Source organism: Agrobacterium sp. 22-226-1 (assembly GCF_053522345.1).
The window spans coordinates 113,105-139,210 of the sequence record NZ_JBNWCP010000011.1 but is presented as its reverse complement, the minus strand read 5'-3'; the positions used below and the strand labels follow the sequence as shown (position 1 = coordinate 139,210).

Annotated in this window: 25 protein-coding genes and 1 pseudogene; 11 read left to right on the top strand and 15 right to left on the bottom strand. The window is 61.4% G+C overall.

The features are described 5' to 3' along the window. The 4 genes from ACQZ5K_RS18875 (at position 1) to ACQZ5K_RS18860 (ending at position 6,311) form a co-directional block, all read left to right on the top strand. The gene (locus ACQZ5K_RS18875) at positions 1-915 is read left to right on the top strand and encodes a DUF58 domain-containing protein (RefSeq protein WP_020808613.1); all 915 of its coding nucleotides are present in this window, start codon (positions 1-3) and stop codon (positions 913-915) included. After that, positions 912-3,722 (top strand): DUF4159 domain-containing protein, encoded by a 2,811-nt coding sequence (locus ACQZ5K_RS18870; RefSeq protein WP_448741106.1) that lies wholly within the window; start codon positions 912-914, stop codon positions 3,720-3,722. Before ACQZ5K_RS18875 ends, ACQZ5K_RS18870 begins: the two co-directional genes overlap by 4 nt. 1 nt (position 3,723) lies before the next feature. Next, positions 3,724-5,808 (top strand): hypothetical protein, encoded by a 2,085-nt coding sequence (locus ACQZ5K_RS18865; RefSeq protein ID WP_448741105.1) that lies wholly within the window; start codon positions 3,724-3,726, stop codon positions 5,806-5,808. 89 nt (positions 5,809-5,897) lie between these two features. Further along, a complete protein-coding gene (locus ACQZ5K_RS18860; protein WP_448741104.1) occupies positions 5,898-6,311 on the top strand; it encodes a GNAT family N-acetyltransferase in 414 nt (137 codons plus the stop codon). Here ACQZ5K_RS18860 and ACQZ5K_RS18855 read toward each other — a convergent pair. Beyond that, complete coding sequence (locus ACQZ5K_RS18855) at positions 6,308-7,261, bottom strand: LysR substrate-binding domain-containing protein (RefSeq protein ID WP_448741103.1); 954 nt, start codon at positions 7,259-7,261, stop codon at positions 6,308-6,310. The genes ACQZ5K_RS18860 and ACQZ5K_RS18855 overlap by 4 nt on opposite strands. Before the next feature lie 87 nt (positions 7,262-7,348). Here ACQZ5K_RS18855 and ACQZ5K_RS18850 point away from each other — a divergent pair, with 87 nt between their 5' ends. After that, positions 7,349-8,314, top strand: coding sequence for an MBL fold metallo-hydrolase (locus ACQZ5K_RS18850; RefSeq protein ID WP_448741102.1), 966 nt, complete (start codon positions 7,349-7,351; stop codon positions 8,312-8,314). A 59-nt stretch (positions 8,315-8,373) separates the two neighbouring features. On the opposite strand, the gene ACQZ5K_RS18845 is transcribed toward ACQZ5K_RS18850, so the two are convergent. Both ACQZ5K_RS18845 and ACQZ5K_RS18840 read right to left on the bottom strand, forming a co-directional pair. Further along, on the bottom strand, positions 8,374-9,687 hold the full coding sequence (locus tag ACQZ5K_RS18845; RefSeq protein WP_448741101.1) for an MFS transporter: 1,314 nt from the start codon (positions 9,685-9,687) through the stop codon (positions 8,374-8,376). A 335-nt stretch (positions 9,688-10,022) separates the two neighbouring features. Continuing rightward, a complete protein-coding gene (locus ACQZ5K_RS18840; protein WP_448741100.1) occupies positions 10,023-10,592 on the bottom strand; it encodes a GNAT family N-acetyltransferase in 570 nt (189 codons plus the stop codon). Between the two features lie 296 nt (positions 10,593-10,888). Here ACQZ5K_RS18840 and ACQZ5K_RS18835 point away from each other — a divergent pair. Beyond that, a pseudogene (locus ACQZ5K_RS18835) lies at positions 10,889-11,881 on the top strand (glutathione S-transferase family protein). 17 nt (positions 11,882-11,898) lie between these two features. On the opposite strand, the gene ACQZ5K_RS18830 reads toward ACQZ5K_RS18835, so the two are convergent. Further along, on the bottom strand, positions 11,899-12,390 hold the full coding sequence (locus ACQZ5K_RS18830; protein WP_003523075.1) for an NUDIX domain-containing protein: 492 nt from the start codon (positions 12,388-12,390) through the stop codon (positions 11,899-11,901). Positions 12,391-12,456: 66 nt separating this feature from the next. Here ACQZ5K_RS18830 and ACQZ5K_RS18825 point away from each other — a divergent pair, with 66 nt between their 5' ends. Beyond that, the gene (locus tag ACQZ5K_RS18825) at positions 12,457-13,407 is read left to right on the top strand and encodes a metallophosphoesterase family protein (protein WP_448741099.1); all 951 of its coding nucleotides are present in this window, start codon (positions 12,457-12,459) and stop codon (positions 13,405-13,407) included. A gap of 211 nt (positions 13,408-13,618) precedes the next feature. Here ACQZ5K_RS18825 and leuA read toward each other — a convergent pair whose 3' ends face one another. From leuA to ACQZ5K_RS18805, 4 genes are all read right to left on the bottom strand, one after another. Further along, the gene (gene leuA / locus ACQZ5K_RS18820) at positions 13,619-15,328 is read right to left on the bottom strand and encodes a 2-isopropylmalate synthase (protein ID WP_448741098.1); all 1,710 of its coding nucleotides are present in this window, start codon (positions 15,326-15,328) and stop codon (positions 13,619-13,621) included. A gap of 317 nt (positions 15,329-15,645) precedes the next feature. Beyond that, entirely contained in the window at positions 15,646-15,888 is a 243-nt protein-coding gene (brnA, locus tag ACQZ5K_RS18815) for a type II toxin-antitoxin system BrnA family antitoxin (RefSeq protein WP_020808480.1), read from the bottom strand. Then, positions 15,845-16,138 carry a BrnT family toxin gene (locus ACQZ5K_RS18810; protein ID WP_448736522.1) on the bottom strand — a complete coding sequence of 98 codons (294 nt, stop codon included), beginning with the start codon at positions 16,136-16,138 and terminating at the stop codon, positions 15,845-15,847. The genes brnA and ACQZ5K_RS18810 overlap by 44 nt, the downstream gene beginning before the upstream one ends. A gap of 37 nt (positions 16,139-16,175) precedes the next feature. Next, the gene (locus ACQZ5K_RS18805) at positions 16,176-17,354 is read right to left on the bottom strand and encodes a benzoate/H(+) symporter BenE family transporter (RefSeq protein WP_448741097.1); all 1,179 of its coding nucleotides are present in this window, start codon (positions 17,352-17,354) and stop codon (positions 16,176-16,178) included. Positions 17,355-17,631: 277 nt separating this feature from the next. Between ACQZ5K_RS18805 and ACQZ5K_RS18800 the strand changes: the two genes are divergently transcribed. Then, positions 17,632-18,714 (top strand): esterase-like activity of phytase family protein, encoded by a 1,083-nt coding sequence (locus ACQZ5K_RS18800; RefSeq protein WP_448741096.1) that lies wholly within the window; start codon positions 17,632-17,634, stop codon positions 18,712-18,714. Positions 18,715-18,777: 63 nt separating this feature from the next. Here ACQZ5K_RS18800 and ACQZ5K_RS18795 read toward each other — a convergent pair whose 3' ends face one another. After that, positions 18,778-19,422 carry an NrsF family protein gene (locus ACQZ5K_RS18795; protein ID WP_448741095.1) on the bottom strand — a complete coding sequence of 215 codons (645 nt, stop codon included), beginning with the start codon at positions 19,420-19,422 and terminating at the stop codon, positions 18,778-18,780. Continuing rightward, positions 19,419-19,967, bottom strand: coding sequence for a sigma-70 family RNA polymerase sigma factor (locus ACQZ5K_RS18790; protein ID WP_120357025.1), 549 nt, complete (start codon positions 19,965-19,967; stop codon positions 19,419-19,421). The genes ACQZ5K_RS18795 and ACQZ5K_RS18790 overlap by 4 nt, the downstream gene beginning before the upstream one ends. A gap of 185 nt (positions 19,968-20,152) precedes the next feature. On the opposite strand from ACQZ5K_RS18790, the gene ACQZ5K_RS18785 reads away from it, so the two are divergent. Next, positions 20,153-20,422, top strand: a complete 270-nt coding sequence (locus ACQZ5K_RS18785) for a pentapeptide MXKDX repeat protein (protein WP_448736518.1) — start codon at positions 20,153-20,155, stop codon at positions 20,420-20,422. A gap of 72 nt (positions 20,423-20,494) precedes the next feature. Here the strand turns inward: ACQZ5K_RS18785 and ACQZ5K_RS18780 are convergent, their stop codons facing one another. Next, on the bottom strand, positions 20,495-21,076 hold the full coding sequence (locus ACQZ5K_RS18780; protein WP_003523060.1) for an ATP-dependent Clp protease proteolytic subunit: 582 nt from the start codon (positions 21,074-21,076) through the stop codon (positions 20,495-20,497). A gap of 236 nt (positions 21,077-21,312) precedes the next feature. Between ACQZ5K_RS18780 and ACQZ5K_RS18775 the strand changes: the two genes are divergently transcribed. Further along, the gene (locus tag ACQZ5K_RS18775) at positions 21,313-21,903 is read left to right on the top strand and encodes a HupE/UreJ family protein (protein ID WP_065655682.1); all 591 of its coding nucleotides are present in this window, start codon (positions 21,313-21,315) and stop codon (positions 21,901-21,903) included. 100 nt (positions 21,904-22,003) lie between these two features. Next, positions 22,004-22,750 (top strand): DUF2076 domain-containing protein, encoded by a 747-nt coding sequence (locus ACQZ5K_RS18770; RefSeq protein ID WP_448741094.1) that lies wholly within the window; start codon positions 22,004-22,006, stop codon positions 22,748-22,750. Between the two features lie 25 nt (positions 22,751-22,775). Here ACQZ5K_RS18770 and queF read toward each other — a convergent pair whose 3' ends face one another. The 4 genes from queF to ACQZ5K_RS18750 all read right to left on the bottom strand — a co-directional run bounded on the left by queF (position 22,776) and on the right by ACQZ5K_RS18750 (position 25,891). Then, entirely contained in the window at positions 22,776-23,240 is a 465-nt protein-coding gene (gene queF, locus ACQZ5K_RS18765; RefSeq protein ID WP_078051763.1) for a preQ(1) synthase, read from the bottom strand. Positions 23,241-23,256: 16 nt separating this feature from the next. Continuing rightward, a complete protein-coding gene (locus tag ACQZ5K_RS18760; protein WP_448741093.1) occupies positions 23,257-24,159 on the bottom strand; it encodes a cation diffusion facilitator family transporter in 903 nt (300 codons plus the stop codon). A 155-nt stretch (positions 24,160-24,314) separates the two neighbouring features. Then, a complete protein-coding gene (locus ACQZ5K_RS18755) occupies positions 24,315-24,716 on the bottom strand; it encodes a glyoxalase superfamily protein (RefSeq protein WP_448741092.1) in 402 nt (133 codons plus the stop codon). A 68-nt stretch (positions 24,717-24,784) separates the two neighbouring features. Then, entirely contained in the window at positions 24,785-25,891 is a 1,107-nt protein-coding gene (locus ACQZ5K_RS18750) for a branched-chain amino acid ABC transporter substrate-binding protein (protein WP_080816186.1), read from the bottom strand. Positions 25,892-26,106 lie beyond the last annotated feature (215 nt).

The following is a 26,106-nucleotide window of genomic DNA, read 5'->3' as shown; positions in this document are numbered from 1 at the left end:
GTGGCATCCATCGGCCAGATCGTAGACAAGACGCCGGGTAGCGAAGTTCTGGCGCGCGCGCGCCAGCGCGCAGCCCTGGTGCCGGACTGCATGGTCGAGGCAAAGCGCATCGCCAACACCGTCACCGCCGGCTGGCACGGCCGCCGCAAGCGCGGCATAGGCGAAAATTTCTGGCAGTTCCGCCCCTATGCCGAAGGCGAGAGCCTGTCGCGCATCGACTGGCGGCGCTCGGCCCGCGACGATCATACCTATGTGCGCGACCGGGAGTGGGAAGCCGCCCACACCATCTGGCTCTGGGCGGACATGTCGCCGTCGATGATGTTCAAATCCACCCTCGGCTCCGTCTCCAAGGAAAGCCGCGCGCTGGTGCTGATGCTGGCGCTGGCGGAAATCCTCGCGCGCTCGGGCGAGCGCATCGGTTGCCCCGGCATCATGGAGCCGGTTTCGGCCAGAAACGCCGCCGAACGGCTGGCCGCCGCCATCATGCACGCGCCGCTGACAACGGGTATGCCGGAAACGGGCATGATTCGCGGCGCGAGCGACATCGTCCTCATCGGCGATTTTCTCGATGATGCCAAAGCCGTGATGGAGCGGATTTCGCCTCTGGCGCGGCGCGGCCTGCGCGGCCATGTGGTGGAAATTGCCGATCCGGCCGAAGAAACCTTCCCCTACTCCGGCCGCACCGAATTCACCGATCCGGAAACCGGCGAAAAACTGGTGTCCGGCCGTGCCGAAACCATTCGCGAGGATTACACCCGCGCCTATCTCGCAAGGCGTGAGGCGCTGTCCTCGTCGCTGCGCCGTCTCGGCTGGAACTTCGTGTTCCACCGCACAGACCATCTCGCTTCCGAGGCGCTTGTGGCCATGCACATGTATCTTTCCGGCGCGCCAGCACAGGGCGGTGGGCACAGATGAGCGCATTGCCTTTCGTCTTCACCAGCCCCTACATCCTCTTCGGCCTCTTGGCGCTGCCCGCCATCTGGTGGCTGCTGCGGCTCACCCCGCCGCGCCCCAAGGCGGAGGTGTTTCCACCGCTGAAGATATTGGCGACGGTGCTGAAACGCGAGGAAACGCCGTCGAAAAGCCCGTGGTGGCTGACCCTGCTGCGCATGGCTCTCGCCGCCGCCGTGATTTTCGCGCTGGCCGATCCGGTGGTGAACCCGCGCAACAACAGCATTGCCGGCAGCGGCCCGCTGGTGCTGGTGGTCGACAATAGCTGGGCCTCCGCGCCCGACTGGGAAAGGCGCGTGGCCACCGCTCAGGCGCTGATTGGCGATGCGGAGCGCGCCGACCGCCCCGTCTCCATCAGCTTCACCGCCGATGCGGAACATGACGCCGTACCGGGAACGACAGCCGTAGCACTGGAAAAACTCGCCGCAGCAAAGCCGAAGCCGCTCGTTCCAGATCGTGTCCGCACGACGGAAGCCATCACCGAGGCGCTGAACGGCACGGCTCCCGGCACGATCGCCTATATTGCCGATGGCGTTCAAACCGCGCAGGATGAAAGCGCGATGAGAACGCTTGCCAGCCTCTCCCCCGCCGAATTCCGCATCGTGAAGGGCGACGGCAAGGCGATTACAGCCATTACCGGCGCCACCAACAATGCCGATGCCATGAGCGTCACACTGTCGCGCCTCGATACCGCCGAAGCCGCCCGGCTGACCGTCAATGCGCAGGACAGCCAAGGCCGCATCCTCGCCAACGGCGTCGCAAACTTCGCGCCCGGCGCGGCCGAAACCACGGCAACGGTGGAAGCGCCCTTCGAGCTGCGCAATGATTTCGCCCGCCTGTCCCTCGAAGGCGTGTCGACGGCGGGTGCGGTGCATCTTCTGGATGACGGTTTCCGTCGCCGCCGCGTGGCGTTGCTGGCCGGCGAAACCGGCAATGATTTCCAGCCGCTGCTGCAGCCGCTTTATTATATCAGCCGCGCGCTCCAGCCGTTTGCCGATCTCATCCCGCAGCGGCAGGCCGATCTGGCGCAGGCAATCCCGGAAATCCTGCAATCCAATCCTTCGGTCATCGTCATGGCCGATATCGGCCGTCTGCCGCAGGAAACTTATGAGCCGATGCAGCGGTGGCTTGCCGGCGGCGGCACGCTGATCCGTTTTGCCGGGCCGCGCCTTGCGGCAGCACCCGCCGACGACCCGCTGGTGCCTGTAACACTCAGGCAGGGCGAACGCGCGCTTGGCGGCGCGCTCTCCTGGGCGGAGCCGCAGCCGCTTGCCGATTTCCCGAATTTCGGCGCCTTTGCCGGCATGCCGAAGGCGGACGGTGTCCTCGTCAAGCGTCAGGTTCTGGCCGAACCGACACCTGATCTGGCTGAACGCACCTGGGCAAGCCTTGCCGATGGCACGCCGCTCGTCACCACCCGCAATGTCGAGGCTGGCCGTATCGTGCTCTTCCATGTCAGCGCCGAGGCAAGCTGGTCCGACCTGCCGATCTCGGGCCATTTCGTCGATATGCTGCGCCGTATCGTGCAATTGTCGAAGGCGGGCGGCGCTTCCGCCAACGCCAATGCCCCGGCTGCCGCCCTTCCGCCCTTCCGGCTGCTGACGGCGGAAGGCGCGCTTTCAGCCGAAATCGGCACTGCCCGGCCGCTGGAAATGCGCGCCGGCCAACCGCCCCGCACCGGTTTCGACAATCCCCCCGGCCTCTATGGCACAGAGGATGGTTTCGTGGCTCTCAACCTCTTACCCGCAGGCGCGACGCTGCGCCCGCTCGACACCTCCGCCGCCGGTGTCAGCACCACCAGCGAAGCCCTGATCGGCGAAACCGCGAAATCGCTGCGCCCTGCTTTGTTCATCGCCGCTTTCCTGATGCTGATTGCCGACAGCCTGATCGTGCTCTTCATGAACGGCGCCTTCGCACGCCTGCCGAAAGCCCGCAGCGCCACGGCCGCCACCGTGCTTCTGGCGCTTGGCGCCTTTGCCGCCATGTCGCCAACCGACGCCCGCGCCGACGATCCCAAACCCGGCGACGAGCAAATTTTCGAGCGACTGGACACGACGCATCTCGCTTATGTCCGGACCGGCGAAGACGATGTCGACCGCATTTCCGAGCAGGGTCTCCAGGGTCTCAGCGAATTCCTGACCTGGCGCACGACGCTGGAACCCGGCCAGCCGGTTGGACTCGATATTTCCAAGGATGAATTGTCCTTCTATCCCATCATCTACTGGCCGGTATCGGCGACTGCCCCCATGCCGTCGAGCGCCGCGATTTCTCGCATCGACGCCTATATGCGCGCCGGCGGCACCGTGCTGTTCGACACGCGCGACCAGTTCTCTTCGCTCGACACCGGTGCGACCAGCCCTAACGGCGAACGCCTGCAGGCGATCCTCGCCAATATCGATATCCCACCGCTGGAGCCCGTGCCGGAAGATCACGTTCTGACGCGCTCCTTCTACCTGCTCACCAATTTCCCCGGCCGTTACAACGGCTCGCCGCTCTGGGTGGAATCGCGGCAGGGGGCGGCCAAGACCACCTCGGGTCTCTCCTCCTCCGGCGATGGCGTGACGCCGATCATGATAACGGGCAATGATTTCGCCGGCGCATGGGCCGTCGATCCGCAGGGCGCGCCGGTTCTGCCAACGGTGCCGCCTGATGAGATGCAGCGCGAGCATGCCTTCCGCTCCGGCGTCAACATCATGATGTACATGCTGACCGGCAACTACAAGGCCGATCAGGTCCACGTTCCCGCACTTCTCGAACGGTTGGGGCAGTGACATGACATTGACCTTCGCCCCCTTCCTGCCGTGGATCGTGATCGCCGTTCTGGCCGTCGCCGCTCTTGCGCTTTCCTTCATCGGCCTGTGGCGCGGCGTGCGCGGCGCATGGCTGCGCGGGCTGGCGCTCGCCGCCCTGCTTGCCGCCATCGCCAATCCGCTCCTGACGCAGGAGGAGCGCGAGCCGCTCTCCACCATCGTGCCCGTCATCGTTGACCGCTCGCAGAGCCAGGACGTGCAGGACCGGCCGCAGATGACCGATACGGCGCTGGAGACGCTGAAAGACCGGCTGTCGCGCTTCCCGCGTATCGAGCCGCGCATCGTGGAAGTGCGCGACGATGGCGAGAGCGATTCGCCCTCGACGCAGCTTTTCTCCGCACTTTCCTCCGCCGTTTCCGATGTCTCGCCGTCGCGTGTCGGCGGCGCGATCTTCCTCAGCGACGGCCAGATTCATGATATCCCCAATGCCCTGCCCAACGCCGAACAGGCGCTCGGCTTTCGCGCACCCGTGCACGGCCTGATCACCGGCAAGGCCGATGAATTCGACCGCCGTATCGAGATCGTCCGCGCCCCGCGCTTCGGCATCGTCAACGAGGAACAGCAGCTGACGCTGCGTGTCTTCGATGACGGCCGCCCCGCAGGCGGCGGTTCGGCAGAAGTGACGGTGAAGATGAATGGCGAAGAAATCGCCACGCTTCAGGCCACACCCGGCCAGCCGACGCCGTTCAACTTCAAGGTTCCGCGCGGCGGCAACAATGTCATGGAGTTTTCCGTCGCCGAGCTTCCCGGCGAAGTGACGGCTGCCAATAACCGCGCCGTTCATCTGATCGAAGGCATACGCCAGAATCTCCGCGTGCTGCTCGTCTCAGGCGAACCCCATGCCGGCGAACGGGCGTGGCGTAACCTCCTGAAATCCGATGCTTCGGTCGATCTTGTACATTTCACCATTCTGCGCCCACCGGAAAAGCAGGACGGCACACCGATCAACGAACTCTCGCTGATCGCTTTCCCTACCCGCGAATTATTCGTCGAAAAGATCGAGGATTTCGACCTCATCATCTTCGACCGCTATCAGCATCGCGGCGTGCTGCCGATCCTCTATTACGATTACATCGCCCAATATGTCGAAAAGGGCGGCGCGCTCTTGATTGCCGCAGGCCCGGAACATGCCGGTCAGGATTCGATCGCCATGACGCCGCTCGCCTCCGTGCTGCCGGCACAGCCGACCGGTCAGGTGCATCAGGCCGCCTTTTATCCGCGCCTTTCGGAAGCGGGCAAAAAACACCCCGTCACCCGCGGGCTGGAAGGTTCGGGCAACGAGCCGCCGCAATGGGGCCGCTGGTTCCGCACCATCAGCGTCGACCCACCACAGGGCCAGACCGTGATGCTGGGCGACGGGCAGGACCCGCTTCTGGTGCTGAACCGTCAGGGCGAAGGCCGTGTCGCCATGCTGCTGTCCGATCAGGGCTGGCTGTGGGCGCGCGGTTTCGAAGGCGGCGGCCCGCATGTGGCGCTTTACCGCCGCATCGCCCACTGGCTGATGAAGGAGCCCGAGCTTGAGGAGGAGGCGCTGACGGCGCGCGCCAACGGCCGCACCCTGCAGATCACCCGCCAGACCATCGGCGACGATCCCGGTCAGGTCAGCGTGCGTTTCCCTTCCGGCAAAACCGAGAACATGGCCTTCACCAGCACGGAGCCCGGTCTTTACAGGATCGAGCGCCGCATGGACGAAACCGGCCTGTTCGAAATCAAAAACGGCGATTTCACCACCCTCGTCCATGTCGGCGCGGTGGATGCGCCGGAATTCAAGGCGATGATCTCGACCACCGAAACGCTGAAGCCGCTGGCCGATGCCACCAAGGGCAGCGTGCACCGTGTCGCCGACAATTCCGGCCGTATCGCGCTGCCCGATATATTGCCCGTGCGCGGAGATATCAGGGTTGCCGATGAGGATCGCATGCTGATACGCATGACCGACGAGACGGTGCTGAAAGGCGTCAACACCCTGCCGCTCTTTGCCGGTTTTGCCGGGCTTGCCGCCCTGCTGCTCGCCTTCTCCGCGCTGTGGTGGCGTGAGGGCCGGTAAGGGCGTTTCCAGCGAAGAGCTTAAGGCGCTTCAAGTCTCGGAACGGAAAACGGGAAACGGCCGCCGCCCGGCGGCCCGGGAAGATGAATATGAATTTCGTTTTGAGCGATGTCGCGGATGCAGAGGCCGAAAAGGCCATTCGCGATCCGCTGGTGGCCTATAATCTCGCCCGTTTCGGCGAAAGCGACAAACGCGAACTCAACATCACCATCCGTGATGACGACAATACCGTCACCGGCGGTCTGGTGGGCCATACCGCTCGCGGCTGGCTTTACGTGCAGCTTCTTTTCGTGCCGGAGGCCATGCGCGGTCAGGGCACAGGACCGAAGCTGCTTGCCATGGCGGAGGCGGAAGCCAGAAAGCGCGGCTGCATGGGCGCCTATATCGACACGATGAACCCGGATGCCCTGAGAACCTATGAGCGCTACGGTTTCACGAAGATAGGCTCGCTTGGCCCCCTTTCCAGCGGCCAGTCGATCACCTGGCTGGAGAAGCGGTTCTAGGCGGCAATCCCCGCTACCCCACCTTCGACCGTTCGGCCCATGGCCTCGCGGATTTGCTGGCGAAGCCATACGGCTCCGGCATCCGCATCGGTCTGCAATGTCCAGACCATGGCGACGGGCGGGAAACTCAGCGTCACCGGCACCGGGCTTATTTCCAGCCCCAGCATTGGCGCATAACGCAGCGCGATGCGTGAAGACACGGTCGCCAGCACCGCCGAGGATCGCGCCGTTGCCAGCACCGAGAGGAAATCCGGTGCGGCCGCAACGACGTCGATTTCCAAACCGCTCAGTTCCAGCGCATCCTTGATGCAGCCATGCAGGCTATCCGTCTGCGAGATAACCGCATGTTTGGCCTCCATATAGGCGTCCAGTCCGACGGGATTGGGCAGATCGAGCAAGGCCGGATTGAAACAGCAAAGCACGCTGGAGGAATAAAGCGGCTCGCAATGGTGGCGTTGTTCCTTAGAATAGGTGCATCCGACAGCCATGTCGATCACGCCCGTATCGAGCATCGCGGTAATTTCCTGCTCCTGCCCGCTGCGGGCCAGGATGCGGATACCGGGCGCAATCTCCCGCAGCCGCGCCGTCAGATCCGGCAAAAGCAACAGCTCCACCTCGCTCGACATGCCGAGCCGGAACGTGCGGCGCTCGGTGGCCGGATCGAACACATCCGCTGTCATCACCGCCGCCTGCGCCTGCCGGAGCGCCTGGCGCACCGGGCCGGCCAGATGGAGCGCCCGTGCCGTCGGCTTCATCTCCTGCCCCACGCGGATGAAAAGCTCATCCTGAAACAGGGTGCGCAGGGTGGAGAGATTATGGCTCATGGCCGGCTGCTGGATTTTCAGCCGGCGCGCGGCGCGCGTAACGTTCATCTCCTCCATCATCGCATCGAAAGCGATGAGAAGATTGAGGTCGAAGGAACGGAGATTGAAATGATCGATAGTTTGCATAAGTCACATCGATTTGATTGCTGGCCTGCCTACACTTAGCTGGAGTGCGGAAAGTTTCAAGACATTCCCTCAACCCAGGAGCCCCCAATGCCCTCCCGTCGCTCACTTCTCAAAGGCGCCGCCAGCGCCATCTTCGCCGCCCCTTTCGTTGCCCCCGTCGTCGCATTCGCCAAGGCACCGTTTGCCGCGACACAGGCACCCGGCTTTTATCGACTGATGGTCGGCAAGGTGGAAGTCACCGCCCTTTCGGACGGCGTCATCGCGCTGCCGCTCGCCAAAATCTACACCAACACCACGCCGGAACACGCCTCAAAGGTCTTGCAGGACGCCTTCCTGCCGGAAGAGACGCCTACCTCGGTCAACGCATTTCTCGTCAACACCGGCGACAGGCTAGTGCTGATCGACGCCGGCACCGGCGCCTATCTCGGCCCGTCCCTCGGCAGGCTCGTCGCCAATATCGAGGCCTCCGGTTATAAAACCGCGGATATAGATGACGTTGTCCTCACCCATATCCATACCGACCACTCCGGCGGGCTATCGGCCGATGGCAAACGCGTCTTTGCCAATGCAACCCTGCACGTCAACGAGCGTGAAGCCGCTTTCTGGCTCGATGCGGCAAAAGCCAAGGCGGCCCCTGAAGCGCTGAAGAAGGGTTATGCCGAAGCGAAGGAAAGCATCCAGCCCTATATTGATGCCGGTAAGTTCGAGACATTCGGCGACAATGCCGCACCGGTTCCCGGTCTCGGCTCTATCCTTTATGCCGGCCACACGCCCGGCCACAGCGCTGTCGTTCTCGAAAGCGACGGCCAGAAAATCGTCTTCTGGGGCGATATCACCCATGGCGATATCCTCCAGTTCGATGAGCCTGATGTGGCCATCGAATTCGACGTCGACCAGAAGGCCGCCGTCGTCGCGCGTGATCTAGCGTTTAAACAGGCGGTAGAGGGCAAATATCTGGTTGCCGGCGCGCATATCGCCTTTCCCGGCATCGGCCATGTGCGCACCGACAGCACCAATTACGATTGGCTGCCGGTCAACTACACGGCGCTGTAAGCTGCGAAACAGCCTGGCCTGATCCTCAACGGGTCAGGCCATTGCGCGGGAAGGGCGCGTCAAGTCAGCGCCACCTGCCGCGTTTCCGCATTGATCATCGTCGCGGCAATGGCGGCAAGCACCAGCAGGCCGGCGAAAATGCCGATTGCAACGCCAAAACCCTGCGCTATGGCATAACCAAGCAGAGACGGCGCCAGCAGGCCGCCGAGCCTTGCCATGGCGCCTGCGGCCCCCATGCCGGTCGCCCGCGATTCCGTCGGGTAAAGTTCCGGCGTATAGGCATAAAGCGCGCCCCAGGTGCCGAGCAGCGCAAAACTCATGATGAGAAGCGAGGCGGCGATCATCGCGCCCGCCGAAGCCAGCGTGAAGAGCAGACAACCGAGCGCGGAGAGCAGGCAGAAACCGATCAGCGTCGGCTTGCGGCCCCATTTTTCGACGCCATAGGCGGCAAGCGCATAACCGGGAATCTGCGCCAGCGCCACCAGCACCAGGAAACCATAACCCCGCACGAAACCGAAACCGTCTCCGGCCAGTTTCGCCGGCATCCAGGTGAAGACGCCGTAGTAGGAAACGGAAACGAGGAACCAGATGGTAAGGATCATGATGCTGCGCTGCCGGAGCGCCGGTGAAAATATCCCCTGCCCCTTGCCCACGTCAGGCTGGAAAAGCCCGGTCCCGGCATCGAGCGGCGCACGCCCATTCGTCACCAGCATGCGGTTGACGACGGCCTTGGCTTCCTCCAACCGCCCGCTACGCAGCAGGTAAAGCGGCGATTCCGGCACCAGAAAGCGTAGGCCAAGGCCGAGAACCGCCGGAAAAGCCGTCACGGCGAAAATATAACGCCAGGCATCGGCGACACCGGCAAGGCTGGCGCCCCAGGCGGTCAGCGCCACGATCAGCGTGCCGACAGCCCAGAAGCCTTCCAGAAAGACCAGCCAGCGGCCGCGATTTTTGGCGGGCAGGAATTCGGCCATCATCGCATAATCCACCGGCAGCGTGCCGCCCACGGCAGCCCCTGTGAGAAAACGCAGGACGAGCAGAATAGTGAAATCAGGCGCGAACACCGAAAGCACGCCGAACAGCGCATCGCAGGCCACGGTGACGATCAGCACACGGCGACGTCCATACCGATCCGCCAGCCGCCCGAAACCGGCAGCACCCAGCAGCATGCCGAAAAAGAACGCCGTGCCGGTCTGCAACGCCTGCGGCACCGTCAGCCCGAAGGTTGCGGCAATCGAGGCGGCGGTGAAGCCAACTGCCAGAACCTGCATGGCATCCGCCGCCCAGACGAGGCCGAATATGCCCATCAGCCTGCGCTGATAGGCGCCTGCGCCCGCGCGCTCCAGCGCATCGTTCATGGTAATCGCCGTCATGCCCCGCCCCTTTGCAGAAATCGACTTTGACTTGCTATCGTATAGGGGGAGGAAACGGAATTGAATTCTGTGGAGGGAGACGCGTTGTTTCGAGACAGACACCCCTCAAGGTTTCATCCCGCGAGGATTGGCACGGCAGTCTCGATGGTTCCCGTAATGCGTAACATCCCTTCCGTCACCCCGGACTAGATCCGAGGTCCAGCCAGCCCAAGTCCTTGGGCTGAAAAGGGATTCTTTCCCCGCGCAGACGCGCGTCGGCTGGATTCCGGCTCAAGGCCGGAATGACGGGGGTTTTATGTTGCACTAAAAAGCACAAAGCCCTTGCGATACCCCCCTCAGCCGTAAACCCTGAGTGGCTCCTCAAAACCCTCATCTTCCGCCGTGGCGGCCGGCATCACGGCCTCGCATTTGCGCCAGCCGATCTTGCCCTTCAGCCGCTGGTGCACGTCGTCGCCAATCGGCACGACGAGCACGCGGTTCGGGTCCACCGGGCCGGGAAAATCGAGCGCCGCATAAGCGACCTTCTCGAAACCGAGCGGCATGTAATAGGGCGGATCGCCGATCAGGATCACCGCTTCGGAGCCCTTACGCCGGGCGGCGGCAATGGCGATACGGACGAGTTCCCGGCCGATGCCCTTGTTCTTGTGCGAGGGCCGCACCGCAAGGGGCCCGAGCATATGGCCCTTCACCCCGCCCGCCAGAACCGGCGTCATGCGCACCGAAGCAATGGTTTCGCCACCATCGGCGCAGACGAAGGACAGCGACCGGTCATGCGGCCCCTGCTCACGAATGCGCGCTGCGGCACGGGTATGCCTGCCGGGACCGAATGCTTCTTCGTTGATGACGTCGATGATGGCGTCGTGCGACGCGTCCTCGGTGAGGTAGACAAGATCGTGCTTGGACATGAAGAGACCGAAACTTCCAGAATGCGGATGCGACAATAGATGACGGCTGCGCCAGTAAGGGCGTTCAGGAGCGTCAGCGTCGTCGGAGCATCCGTGGTTCGATCATAGTCAGCAATTTCCTCAGATTTGTGAAAATTGCAGTTATCAGGAAAATTCCCACCCGTCCAGAACAAATCTCTGCGCTATCCCATTCAGTTCCCACAGGATCGGAAACGCATTGTTCAACGCCTTGCGGGTTCGCGGGAGAGTGCAGAACGGTTAGGATCGCTCAAAAGGAAACAATCAAGGAGACCGTCATGGGCATGCTGGTGGAAGGCGTATGGAAAGACGTCTGGTATGACACCAAGGAAACCAAGGGGCACTTCAAGCGCAGCGCCTCGCAATTCCGCAACTGGATCACAGCGGATGGCGCGCCCGGCCCTTCCGGAGAAGGCGGGTTCGAGGCCGAGAAGGACCGTTACCACCTCTATGTCTCTTTCGCCTGTCCCTGGGCGCACCGCACCCTGATTTTCCGCAAGCTGAAAAAGCTGGAGGACCTGATTTCCGTCTCCGTCGTCGATCCGCTGATGCTGGAAAACGGCTGGGAATTCAAGCCTGAGGGCGAGCGCACGCCGGGCGCGACCGAGGATCACCTCTTCGGCTCCTCGACGCTCTGGCAGGTTTATACAAAGGCGGACCCGCGTTATTCTGGGCGAGTCACCGTGCCGGTGCTCTGGGACAAAAAGCGCGGCACCATCGTCTCCAATGAATCGGCGGAAATCATCCGCATGTTCAATTCCGCCTTCAACGATCTCACCGGCTCGCAGGCCGATTATTATCCCGAAGAGCTGCGCGGCGAGATCGATGCACTGAACGACGTGATCTACGACACCGTCAATAACGGCGTCTACAAGGCCGGTTTCGCTACCACGCAGGACGCCTATCAGCAGAATGCCGTGAAGGTGTTCGAAACGCTGGATATGCTGGAAGACCGCCTGAAGGACCGGCGCTTCCTGTTCGGTGCGGAACAGACGGAAGCGGACTGGCGCCTGTTCACCACTTTGGTGCGGTTCGACCCCGTCTATGTCGGCCATTTCAAATGCAATATCCGCCGCATCCACGACTATCCGCACCTGACGGGTTACCTGCGCGATCTCTAGCAGACGCCGGGCGTGCCGGAGACGGTGGATATGCGCCACATCAAGGAACATTATTACCGCAGCCACCGCACCATCAATCCCACCGGCATCGTACCCGTCGGCCCGGAACTGGACCTGACCATGGCCCATGGCCGCGAGGCGCTCTCCTGACGGAGAGCCTCCCGCCGCTACCAGTGGTCGGCGATTTCCGCTTCGCTGGCAAGTTCCGCGAGGCGGCGGCGAGTGGCGGCTGTCACCCCTTCCGGCAAAGCCGAAAGATCGAAAAAGCCGCTTTCGGCAATTTCATGATCCGGCTTTTTCGGCCGAGTCTGGGTGACATCAAGCCGGTAAAGCGCGACATGATCGCGATTGCTGCCCTCCAGATTGAGATAGACGTGGAAAAGCTCAGGCTTTGAAGCTGCTTCGAGATTGCCTTCTTCGCGGATTTCCTTGTGCAGCGCCACGAGCAGCGTTTCACCACGTTCCACCCCGCCGCCCGGCAGATACCAGCCCGGCAGATAGGTGTGCCGCACCAGAAAAATCCTGCCCTTTTCATCGAAACAGGCCGCACGCACGCCAAGGGTGGCGCCGCGCGTGAACAGAAAAACGAAATGCAGAAAGCGGATGAAGACACGCATATGGAACGGACGGGCCTGCCGCCCGGTTGTTTCGTCATTCACCCTGGTTTCTCCCCGCCTGCCGGCTTTTATTGGACGCGCGGCATATCATAGGTTATCTCTGCCGCCATGTTCAAACTTGCCCATATTTCAGACGTCCATTTAGGGCCACTGCCAAAACTCACTTTCCGCGAACTTGCATCCAAGCGTATCACCGGTTTTGTCAACTGGCACCGCAACCGCCGCAAGCATCTCTTCACCGATACGCTGGAAAAACTGCTCGACGATCTCGAGACAAAGTCACCGGATCATCTGGCTATTACCGGCGATCTCGTCAATCTTGCGACCGGCATTGAAATCCGCGCCGCCGCCGACTGGCTGGAGGAAGTGGGCGATCCCGAAAAAACCTCCGTCGTTCCCGGCAATCACGACGCCTATGTGTCCGGCGCGCACGACAAGGCCATGCAGGCCTGGTACCCTTACGTGCGCGGCGATGGCGACCCGCTGGAATGGGACGACGACCGCAAGATTTTTCCCTATATGCGCGTGCGCGGTCCCGTCGCACTCATTGGCTGCTCCACCTCGATTGCGACACCGCCCTTTTCGGCAACCGGCTACTTCGGTAACCGGCAGGCCCGCGCCACGGCGGAGCTTTTAAAAAAAGCCGGTGAACAGGGGCTGTTCCGCGTTGTGATGATCCATCATCCGCCGATCCGGGGTGCCACTGCCCCCCACAAACGCATGTTCGGCGTTCGTCGCTTTGCCGCCGCTCTCGGCGTCGGCGGCGCGGAACTCGTGCTGCATGGCCATACCCATCTCAACACGGTTTACTGGCTGAATACGCATCATGGGGAAGACCACATTCCGGTCGTGGGCATTTCCTCCGCCAGCCAGGGACCGGGTGGGGAAAAACCGCGCGCGGCCTATAATCTCTTCCATATTTCCGGTGGCCCCGGCACATGGAATGTCGCCTGTGAGCGTCACAGCCTCAATGAGACGGGGACGGGCGTGGCGCTGGAGGATGTGCGGGTGTTTTATGAAAACGGGCGGCCGCTGGGGTTTTCGCTGCCGAAGGAATAGCGTCCGGAGCGGTTGTGTCGGTGGGTGGGGCTTTACCCCCCTCTGCCCTGCCGGGCATCTCCCCCTCAAGGGGGGAGATCGGCAGGAGGCGCTACCACTACTCCATTCGCAAATGTTGAGATGGGCGAGACCCAACCACGAGTCGATCTCCCCCCTTGAGGGGGAGATGCCCGGCAGGGCAAAGGGGGGTAAACCCACCCTCAGAGCAAGCTTACCTCGCCCGCTCTTCCAGCACCCGATTGGCCGCCGAAACAATCGCCTCCAGCGACGCCGCCACAATATTCGTATTGACCCCTGCCCCGAACAGCTTGCCACCCGGATGCTCCATCTCGACATAGGCAATGGCCGAAGCATTCGAGCCATGTTGCAGCGAATGCTCGGAATAGTCATTCACCGACAGGTCGATGCCGAGATAGACCGACAGCGCATTGATGAACCCGTCGATCGGGCCGGTACCCTTGCCCTCGATACGCTTCACCTCGCCATTATCGGTGATTTCGGCGGCGACGATGCGCACACCCTTGAAATCGCCCGCCGGATAGGTGTGGTGATCGACGAACTTGATGCGCGCATTCGGCTGCGTCACGTAACGCTCGATAAAGCGCTCATAGATGCGCTTGGCCGGCAGTTCCACGCCCTCTTCATCGGTGATGCGCTGGATATCCTCGCGGAATTCCACCTGCAGATTGCGCGGCAGGTTGATGCCGTAATCCTGCTGCAGAATATAGGCGATGCCGCCCTTGCCGGATTGCGAGTTGATGCGGATGATCGCCTCATAGGAGCGGCCGACATCCTTCGGATCGATCGGCAGATAGGGCACTTCCCAGACGGGATGGTTGGCGACCTTGATCGCCTTCATGCCCTTGTTGATCGCATCCTGATGCGAGCCGGAAAAGGCCGTATAGACCAGTTCGCCGACATAAGGGTGGCGCTCGGGGATCGTCATCTCGTTGGAATATTCATAGACCGCCTTGATGCGCTCGATATCGCGGCAATCCAGCTCCGGATCGACACCCTGCGTATACATGTTCAGCGCCAGCGTCACGACGTCGACATTGCCGGTGCGCTCGCCATTGCCGAACAGCGTGCCTTCGACGCGGTCCGCACCGGCCATCAGGCCCAGCTCGGTCGCGGCGATGCCGGTGCCACGGTCATTATGCGGATGCAGCGAGATGATGACGTTTTCGCGGTTGTCGATATTGCGGCACATCCATTCGATCTGGTCGGCATAGATGTTCGGCGTCGCCATTTCCACCGTCGAAGGCAGGTTCAGGATCAGCTTGTTGTCGGCCGTCGGCTTCACAACCTCGACCACGGCGTTGCAGATTTCCAGCGCCACTTCCAGCTCGGTGCCGGTAAAGCTTTCTGGCGAATATTCGAAACGGAACCCGCCACCGGCCTTGGCCGCCATGTCGGTGATCATCTTGGCCGCATCGACGGCGATCTGCTTGATGCCGTGCACATCCTTGCCGAACACCACACGGCGCTGCAATTCCGAAGTGGAGTTGTAGAAGTGGATGATCGGCTTGTTGGCGCCTTCCAGCGCCTCGAAGGTGCGGGTAATCAGCTCCGGCCGGCACTGCACCAGCACCTGCAGGGAGACATCGTCAGGCACATTGCCCTCTTCCACGCACCAGCGGGCGAAATCGAAATCCGTCTGCGAGGCGGAAGGAAAACCGATCTCGATTTCCTTGAAACCCATTTCGAGCAGCAGCTTGAACATGCGGGCCTTGCGGTCGTGACCCATGGGGTTGACCAGCGACTGGTTGCCGTCGCGCAGGTCCACCGAACACCAGATCGGGGCCTTGTCGATGGTCTTGCCCGGCCATGTACGGTCGGGGATATTGATGGTCGGGTAAGGGCGATACTTCACGCTCGCGTCAGCCATGCCCTTGGAAATATTGGTGATCTTGCCGTCCATTTCGCTTCCTCCTTGCGCAGTCCGCGGGCGTCTTTCGCCATCGGCGGATGCGCGGCCCTTGAGGGCCTAAATCCAGTATAAAATGAGATTTCGAGATGAGGAGCGTTTGCACCAGCGGGCTTTCGGCCGCCGGGCGCTCCTCACTGGACCCGGCAACCGCGTGTAAGGTCGAGGCTAAGAAGCGAGAGTGCACCGCACGACGAAGCCTTCGCAGAAATCTGCGCGCTCATGCCAAAAATGGTTGCGATGCTGTTACTCATGGCGATGTGTATAAACAGCGGCTGGCGGTCTGACAAGTGATCTTGTGATGCGCAGGCTTATTTTGCTTGACGGCCAGTCTCCAGCCTTTCAGCGATCCACAATTTGACTAGCGATTGCCGGGTCACACCGAGACGACGTGCTTCGTTGTCGAGATCGTTGACGACCCACGTCGGAAAATCGATGTTCACGCGCTTGGGTTCGATGTTCAGATGGCGCGCCGTCGACCAGTCGAGATATTCGCTGATGTCTTCGCCGTCATCGGCCATCCTGTCGAATTCTTCTGCGCTTATTGTCTTCATAATGATACCTCTCTAATTCTCGGACACGTCGCACGGAAATGATGCGAATACGGCCACCCCGCACGGTATGGACAGCCAACCACAACTTCTCCCCGAGAAGTGCGATGAGGGCGAACCGCTCTTCTCCAATATTGTGCGCTGTAACCGTCAAACCGTATTTATCGTGCCACAATGCCTGTGCATCGACAAAATCGATGCCGTGTTTGTTTTTATTGCCAGCGCTCTTTATCGGGTCAAATTCGAATACCATGAGAAATATAATATAAAAACTATACCATTTCCACCATCTAACCACGCTTCACTACCCGCTGCAACGCCATCATCAGCCCGCCACCGATCAAACCCCAGAAGGCCCCGGAAATACCGCCGAAGGAAAGGCCGGAAGCCGTGATGAGGAAAGTGATGGCCGCCGCCTCGCGGGTTTCCGGCTCCCTGAAGGCTGCGACAGCGGAACCGGAAAAGGCGCCGACCAGTGCCAGCCCCGCCACCGCCTGAATGAGAATGGGCGGCGCCAGCGCCACGAAGGCCGTGACCACGCCCGCCAGCAGGCCGAAAATAATATAGCCGACACCGCCGATGATCGCTGCCCAGTAACGCCGCTTTGGATCAGGATGGGCGTCCTCGCCCGCGCACATGGCCGCCGTAATCGCCGCGAGATTGACGGCGTGGCCACCAAACGGTGCGGAAAGCAGCGAGAAAAAGCCGGTCGAGGCGAAAAGCGGTCCGGGCTGCGCGTCGTAATGATTGACCTTCAGCACCGCGATACCGGGAATATTCTGCGAGGCCATGGTGACGATGAAGAGCGGCAGAGCGATGGAAACAACCGCGTGGAGACTGAAGACGGGCGTTACCCATTCCATCGGCGGCGTCAGCGATTGCGCCACGCTATCAAGTGCACCCGCCGGAATTTCGACACCGAAAATCATCACCAGCACGAAGGCGGCAAGGGCGGCGGGCACGGCGAACAGCCGTTTAAAAGCTCCCACCACGATCCAGGCGAGGATGATCGGCAATCCGAGCGCCGGGTTGAAACCGATCGCCTTGATGGGCGCAAAACACAGGCCGATGATGACGCCGGAGAGCATGGCATTGGCAAGCGGCGCTGGAATGGAGGCGACCGCCTTTCCCAGCGGCCGGAACAGGCCTGCGATGATGATCAGGATCGCGCAGATGATGAACCCGCCGACGGCCGCCGGAAAGCCGCCCTCAATGACGCCGGTGGTCGCAAGCAGCGCCGCACCCGGTGTCGACCAGGCGATGCTGATGGGAAGCCGGGTGGCGGCGGAGAGAATAATGGCGCAAAGCCCCATCGCCACCGAAAGCGCCATCAGCCCCGACGCCGCCTCGAAATCCGTCGCACCGACAGCTTTCAGGCCCTGCAGCACGACGGCGAAGGAGCTGGCGAAACCGACAAAGGCGGTGAGGCAGCCCATGAACAGGCTCTGGACGGAAAAATCTTTCAGCATGAAGCACTCTGCGGCCTGCTGTCTGTCGCAAACAACCGCAGCGGTCCGCATTGGCGACAGGCAGAAACAAAACTGAAGCGTGACGCGCGAATCCGGGGATGGCGACACGCTTTGGATGAAGCGTGATTATATTCAGGATCAAAAAAGACGCCGCTTGGCAAGATGAGCCGCCAGACTTCAGGTACGGCGGCGTGGAAAACGTCATCAAAGTTTAGCGGCACGGCGCTAATCCTCCCTGCATCACAACCGGTCATCCGCCACAAGAGGGACCCTTGCCATGCTCCGCATCGTCACCACCGTCGCCTGCTGTTTTGCGGCTTTGCCCGCCGCGGCCCAGACCCCGCCGCCACCGGCCTTTCTCGGCCAGATCGCCGTTCCATCGGGCCTCTCCATCGATGGCGTCACCTTCGGCGGCATTTCCGATCTCGCCTTTGACAGCGAAACCGGGCGTTATCTCGCAATTTCCGATGACCGCGTGGAAAAAGGGCCGGCCCGTTATTACGAGCTGGAACTGACTGTCACGGAAGGCGCCGCCACGCTCAACATCGCCGCCACGCGCGAATTGAAGGACGAGACCGGCGCTGCTTTTGCGCCGAAGGGCATCGATGCGGAAGGCATCGCGCTCGACCGCAAGGGCGGCAAGCTCTACTGGTCCTCCGAACGCGACCTGAAGAACCAGCCGGCGCTCTACGTCTCGGACCTCGACGGCAGCAATGTGAAGCGGCTCGAACTGCCAAACGCCTATCTCGTCGATGACGCCAAGACCAGGGGCGTACAGAACAACCTCGCTTTCGAAGGCCTGACGCTGATGCCCGGCCGGCTGATCGCCACCACTGAAAATGCGCTCACCCAGGACGGCCCCAAGGCGACGCCGCAGGCGGGCAGCCCGGCCCGCATCCTCGTCATCGACACGGCGACGCTGAAGCCGGTCGCCGAGCATGTCTATGTCACCGAGGCGATCTCGAAGACGCCGACGGCCGCCGAGCCGAAATATAACGACAACGGCCTTTCCGCCATCGCGGCCCTGCCGGATGGCCGTTTCGTCGCCGTCGAGCGCAATTTCGCCTCCGGCGTCGGCAATCACATCCGCTTCTTCATCGCCGACATGTCCCGCGCCGACAATATTCTCGGCAAGGACAAGATCGATCCGGCATCCGTGGCCGCCGTATCCAAATCGGCCTGGTTCGAAATCAACGAAGGCGATTTCGGCCTCGATATCGACAATATCGAGAGCTTCGCCTTCGGCCCGGTGGTGGATGGCAAGCAGCTCTTCGTCATCGCTTCCGATGACAATTTCAACACGGGCAAACAGTTCACCCAGTTTGCAGCATTCGCAATTCCCGCCAATCTGGGTCAATGAAATCCGCATGAAGCAGAATGCCGGCTCTGGACCATGTCCGGGCCGGCATCGGCAATCTTGCCTTCACCAGCGGAGCAGACGTGAACCGGCAAAAGCGCCGATGATGCCGGTCAACAAGATGCCCAGCGAATACCAGATCAACACGAAAGCCATGCCGTTTTCGGTGCAGAACCACGAATAGACCCATGCCCCGGCCGCACCCGCGGCGATGCCCGCGGCAAAACCCGCAAGCGTGGGATCAGCGGGAGCCGAACGCTTGAGAGCCGCGAAATTTGCGATAAACAGCGGCAGCGCGAAAGCAACGATCAAAAACGGGCAATGCAGCGCCGACGATCCGAGAATGAGGGTCCTGTAGGTGCCGGGCACGGCAAATCCAAGCTGGACGAGCGCTATGACCGCCATGGCTACAAAAATCACCGCAAGCCACGCAAACAGGCCACCCCTGTCGCCCTCCGGCCGCGCAAGACGCATGAGGGCGAAAAATGCGGCCACGGCCAGCAGGGCATTATAGGCGGATTTGACCCAGAAACCCGGCTCGGTCATGGCGTCATTCATATCGCTGCGAAGCCCCAGAATGACGACCAGCAGCAGCAGCGAAACGCCGAGCGCGGGCAAGGCCACGAACGCCAGCCGCCGCTCCAGCGCAAAAGCTCGTACGGGTTTCAGATCGCCCGCCAGTTGGTCGATGATGTCTTCCGTCTTCCTCACGTGTCCCCCCGCAACTTTGCCGCCAAGACTTTCAGCGTTCTGTGAATACCGACCCTCGCCGCAAGCTCGGTCTGGCCGGATTTTTGCGCCGCTTCGGCAATTGAGTGACCTTCGAGCTTCACCCTTCGAATGAGATCCCGTTGCCGTTCCGGCAACTCGTCGAGCAGCCGCTCCACATCCATGCGGGCCGTGACCGCATCGACGGACGGTTCCGCCTCCAGCGTTTCATCGAGTTCCACTTCCGCCAGCAGGCGCGCACCCCGGCCCCGATAGTGATCGATGAGCTTGTAGCGCGCTATCGAAAAGAACCAGGCCGTGAAGGGTCGCGCACGGTCATAGGTCTCCCGCTTGGCGTGAAGCGACAACAGGGTTTCCTGCACAAGATCTTCGACATCGCCTCTGGCGGCAGCAGCCATGCGCCGGCCGTAATAGGCGATCAGCAGCCGTCTCAGGGCATGAAGCAAATGCCTGTAGGCGCCTTCGTCCCCATCGAGGGAACGCAGCATCAGCATTTTCAGTGTTTCTTCCGAAGGGCTGCCTGTCATCGTCACTATCGGGTTATTCGCAATCGGCAGGATATTGTTACATAGTCGCTTTAAAAAAATCTCGCCCGAACTTGTCGTCACAAGCGCGTGAAGATGTAACGGTCGGCCTTTCCCGGCCGAATGGACAACCGTGAGCCCCGGCACGATGCCGGCGGACATTCAACGACGTCCAGAGGAGACCCTTCATGACCCGCATTTTCACCGCCATTGCCGCCGCTTCCCTTCTGTCCGCTCTTTCCTTCGCAGGCATCGCCCATGCCGACAGCATGAAAACCGATACGATGAAGAAGGATACCATGCATAGCGACACCATGAAGACGGAGACGATGAAAAAGGATGGCATGTCCATGGCCGGCAAGAAGGCCAGCAAGAAGGATTGCATGCACAAGGCCGGCATGGAAATGGACAAGATGAAAAAGGCCGACATGATGAAGGCCTGCGACATGATGAAATAACGCCGGCCTGAAAGGAAAAAGCCCGCACCGGTTTTCACCGATACGGGCTTTCTCAACTGAAAAATCGAAAACTCAGAGTTCCGACTGGCTCTCGACGATCTTGCCGACGAGGCCGTAATCCTTGGCCTCTTCCGCGCCGAGCCAGTAATCGCGATCGATATCCTTGGCGATCTTTTCTTCGCTCTGGCCGGTGGCCTTGGAGAAGATCTTGATCAGGCGCTGGTTCATCTTGATGATTTCGCGGGCCTGGATTTCGATGTCGGACGCCATGCCGCGCGTGCCGCCGGAGGGTTGGTGCAGCAGGAAGCGGGTGTTTGGCAGGCAGAGGCGACGTTCCTTCGGCACCGAAACGTAAATCAGCGCGCCGGCGGAAGCGACCCAGCCCGTGCCGATGATATAGACCTTCGGCTTGATGAACTTGATCATGTCATGGATGGAATCACCCGATTCGACATGGCCGCCCGGCGAATTGACGTAAACGCGAATGTCGTCGTCGCTGGCGGCGGCGAGAGCCACGAGCTGCGTGCAGACCTTCTGCGCCAGTTCCTGCGTGATGCCACCATAGATGAAGATCGAACGCGACTTGAAAAGATTCGCTTCCGTTTCCTTGCCGATCGGCAGTTCCTTGCTCTTGTCGTCTTCGTCTTCGTTCATCAACGGCTCTCTCCAGCAAAATTCGTGCATGCCCTTCGGACATAGTGCGACTTGTTACGTAAGGCAATGAGAGAAAAAGGCAAGGTTTGCCCGCCAACAATAAACAGCACCCCCGGCAGATGACGCATGGACAACCTGTCTGCCTTCGCGATATCGTTGACGCCTCATTGCAGCGCCGCCTGCCGCGGGAAGCCCCAAGATTCCGTTGCGGACAGCCATAATTTCAAGAGGGAACCATGCTGAAAAGACTAAGCCTCACTGCCGCCGCACTGGGCGTTACCGCCCTGCCCGCTTTCGCCCACCTGAACCCGGAAGAACACGGCTCCTTCATGGCCGGTGTCTCCCACCCCTTCTTCGGTGCGGACCACATTCTGGCGATGGTGGCCGTCGGCATCTGGGCCTCGCAGATCGCCGTGGCGCAGGGCGACCGCAAGGCGTTGTGGATCGTGCCTTCCGCCTTCGTCGGCACCATGGCCGCCGGCTTCCTGATGGCGGTTTACGGCATCGGGCTTCCCTTCGTCGAACCGGCCATTCTCGCCTCCGTCATCGGTCTCGGCCTGCTCGTTGCCATGGCGGCAAGGCTTCCGACGGCAGCGGCGGCGGCCGTTGTCGGCGCTTTCGCGCTTTTCCACGGCCACGCCCATGGCGGTGAACTCGGCAGCGCCGGCGCGCTTCAATTCGGCATCGGCTTCATGATCGCCACCGCCATTCTGCATGCGGCCGGCATTGCGCTCGGCCTCGGCATTGCCCGTTTCGGTTCGGTCGCAAGCCGCACCGTCGGCGCGCTGACGGCCATTGCGGGTCTCTCGCTCGCCTTCGGCGGCTGACGATCATTACCGAAATTTAAAATTCGGGCTGCTTTGAAAAGCCGGAATTGAGGCCTACCTCCTTATCGTGGATTTTCGCTTCACGGTAAGGAGGCATCATATGTCACCGGAAGAAAGCCAGCTTCTCAAGGCCCTGTTCGACAGGACCAGAACCGCATCCGCCACCCCGCGTGACCGCGAGGCGGAAACATTGATTGCAGACGCCGTGCGCGATCAGCCCGCAGCCCCCTACTATCTCGCCCAGGCGGTGATCGTTCAGGAAAAGGGTCTGGAAGCGGCGGCAGCCCATATCAAGCAGCTCGAAGACCGTATCCACGCGCTGGAAAGCGGCAACAGCGCTCCGCAGGCCGCAGCGCAGGGCGGCTTTCTGAGTTCCATATTCGGAACCGGCCAGCCGCAGCCGCCAGCGCCGACACCCGCCCCTGCCCCGCAAACCTCATGGCGCAACGATACCGCCGGCCAGACGGCCGGTCCCTGGGGATCGCCCGCCGGCCAGCAATCCGGCGGCCCCTGGAGCCAGCAGCCCGGCGCGGTCGGACGTTCTGCGGGCGGTGGTTTTCTGCAGGGTGCGCTCGGCACCGCCGCCGGTGTCGCCGGCGGCATGCTGCTCGCCAATTCGCTGAGCGGGATTTTCGGCAGCCACATGTCGTCGCTCGGCCTTGGCTCGCCCTTCGGCGGCGGCAATGCTGCCGGTAACGCGCCTGTCGAGGAAACCGTCATCAATAATTACTACGGCGACAGCGCCAACCCGCAGAACAACGACGATGACGATATCCAGCAGGCCGATTACGACGACAGCGCCGACGACGCGGATGCCGATTCAGGCGACGACGGTTCGTTCGCCTGAATCATCAGCCCCGTAAGAAGCCGGATCAGCCGCGACCGCGATAGGTGGGAACGCCCTGATCCGGCAGCCACACGCCCTCCGGCACCGGTCCGGTCTGCCAGAACACGTCGATCGGAATGCCGCCGCGCGGATACCAGTAAGCGCCGATTCTCAGCCACTTCGGCTGAAGCAGCTCCACCAGCCGCCTGGCGATATAAACCGAGCAATCCTCGTGGAATGCGCCGTGGTTGCGGAAGGACTGCAAAAACAGCTTCAGCGACTTGGATTCTACCAGGAAATCGCCCGGAATATAGTCGATGACGATATGGGCGAAATCCGGCTGGCCGGTCATCGGGCAAAGCGAGGTGAATTCGGGTGCGGTGAAGCGCACCACGTAATCGGTGCCGGCATTGCCGTTCGGCACCTTTTCGAGAACGGCCTTTTCCGGGCTCTCTGGCGTATCGACCTTCGTGCCCAGCTGCGACAGGCCGGAAACATCCGTCACGGACATGGAAAACTCCTGTTTTTCAAACAATCACTTTGACGCCATGCGCCTTTTCGCCTTCCGGCTCGACGTGAATGGCAAGGCTGGCGCCCGGTATGACGTCCCTTATGGCATCTTCAAGGCGGTCGCAAATATCATGCGCCTCGCGCACCGTCATGACAGCTGGAACAACGACGTGAAAATCGATGAAGGCGGCCGAGCCGGCGCGGCGTGTCCTCAGATCGTGGACGCCAATGACGCCGCCGGAATGTTCGGCGATGGCCTTCTTGATCGCCTCGTCCTCTTCCGGCTCCACGGCCCGATCCATCAGCCCGCCAAGCGAATGCAGAATGACCTTGGAACCCTGGAACAGGATGTTGATGGCCACCAGAATGGCGAGCAGCGGATCGAGAATGGCATAACCCGTCAGCAGCGCCAGAACGAGGCCGACGAGCACGCCTGCGGAGGTCACGACGTCGGACATGATGTGATGGCCGTCGGCGGCCAGCGCCGGTGAGGCGTGTCTTTTGCCGACACGGATCAGGATCGTTGCCCAGATGGCGTTGATGACGCCCGCCGCCGCATTGATGGCAAGACCAAGGGTCGGCGCTTCCGGCAGCCTCGGGTTGAAAAGACCGCCCCAGGCCTCCTGCACGATCAGCAGCGCGGCAACGACGATCAGCACACCCTCCACAACGGCGGAAATATACTCCGCCTTGTGGTGGCCGAACTGGTGGTCGTCATCGGCGGGCTTCTGCGCATAACGAATGACAAAATAGGCGATGAAGGCCGCGACCACGTTGACGGTCGATTCCAGACCGTCCGATAAAAGCGCGACCGAGCCCGTGACCCACCAGGCCACGAGCTTGAGGCCCAGCACGCCGAAAGAAAGCGGAATGCTCCAGAATGCGAGCTTCCGGACCAGCGTATTGCCTTCACTGTTCATTTTTGCCCCCGTGCGGATGCGAACGAATTGCATGACCAATTGCCAAAACGCACGAACCGCGCGCACGGGGTCTCCGTGCGCGCGGTTCGCTGTTTGCGCGTTCTATCGTTCAAACGGAGAACAAGGTCAAGGGCCTTGCGCTCCCGCGTAAAACATCACTCTTCGCTTTTCTGCTCGCAGAAACGAATGCGGTTGCCGAATGGATCGGTCACTTCCATCACATCGCCCCATGGCAGTTCTTCAACACCCGGCTTCAAGAAGCGATAATCTTTCGCCGCCAGTTCCTGCCGATAGGCGTGAACGCCGTGCATGGTGGCGAAGATGTTGGAGCCCGGCGTCGCATCGCCGTGATGACCGCTGAGGTGAAGCCCCATTCCGGCCCGTGAAACCTGCATGTAAAGTGGGAAATTATCGCCGAAACGGTGTTCCCAGTCGACCTCGAAACCGAGAAAATCGACATAGAACTCCCGCGCCTTGGCCTCGTCGAAAATTCTCACGATCGGGAATATCCGCCCGAAGCCGATGTCTCCAACAGTCCGCTTCCCGGCATCGCCCATGCTGCCCCAACCCCTTTTCCGGCCGTAAAACGATACCGGCCGCACAGGGTGCGGCCGGTAGGATCAGCTTATTCGGCTGCGACGATCTTGCCGTCCTGCCACTTGAACAGCGAGAAGGCCTGCGAGGTCAGGTCGCCGTTTTCGCCGTAGGTCACCTTGCCGATTGCGGTCGGGAAAGCGTCACCGCTTTTAAGGGCCGTGGCGACGGCTTCGGAATCCTTGGCGCTTCCGGCCTTCTCGATGCCGGCCTTCAGCACTTCCACGGCAGCGTAAGCATTGAGCGTGAAGGCTTCCGCCGGAATGTTGGCGGCCTTCAGCGCTTCGGCAGCGGCCTTGGAATCGTCGTTCTTCAGCGCGTCCGAAGCATTGGTGAAGATCGTGCCTTCGCCAGCCTGCGAACCGATGTTCCAGAACTCGCTGTTCGACAGGCCGTCACCGCCGATGACGGCAGCCTTGGAGCCGATATCCTTCAGCTGGCGCACCAGAAGACCCGCTTCCGGATGGTAACCGCCGAAATAGACGATGTCGGCATTGTCGGACTTCAGACGGGCCGTCAGCGCGCCGAGATCCTTTTCGCCGGGCGTCAGCGCGTCGTAGAGAACTTCGGTCACGCCGCCGGCATTCAGCGTGGTCTTGAAGGCGTCCGCCAGACCTTTGCCATAAGCGCCCTTGTCGTGAATGATGGCGATCTTCTTGTCCTTGAGGTTGGCGAGAACATATTTCGCCGCAACCTCGGCCTGCTGGTCGTCACGACCGCAGGTGCGGAAAACGTTTGAAAGGCCACGGTTGGTCAGGCCCGGCGCGGTCGCCGTCGGCGTCACCATCAGCACGCCGTTTTCGGCAAAGACATCCGATGCCGGAATGGCGACGCCGGACGTCACCGGACCGACGACGAAGTGGATGCCTTCGGCAACCAGCTGGTTGGCTGCGGAAACGCCCTGCTTCGGCTCACCGCCGTCATCGGCAAGCTTCAGCACGACCTGTTCGCCGAGGATGCCGCCCTTCTTGTTGATTTCATTGACTGCCGTCTGGGCGCCGTTCTTCACCTGGTCGCCATAGGCGGCGACAGGACCGGTGAGCGGCGCAATCAGGCCGATGACGATTTCGGCATGAGCAAGGGGTGCGAATGCGAAGGACGCTGCAAGCGTCACGCTGGTCAATGTCTTCAGTTTCATCCTGGTGTCTCCTTAAAGGGGGTCGCGGGACCCGGTGAGCGCCATGGGGCGCCGACCGAATGAAACTATCGGACGCCTCCCGGCGAAAACTCGTTCCATTTTTGAATTCCGAGCCTTCCACTCAACTCATACGGAAGGTTTGATGATTTATGCAAGTCACTTTGCTGGATTAGCTCTATTAGCGGTAAATCAATCGCCGGATCGGCCATGATTGC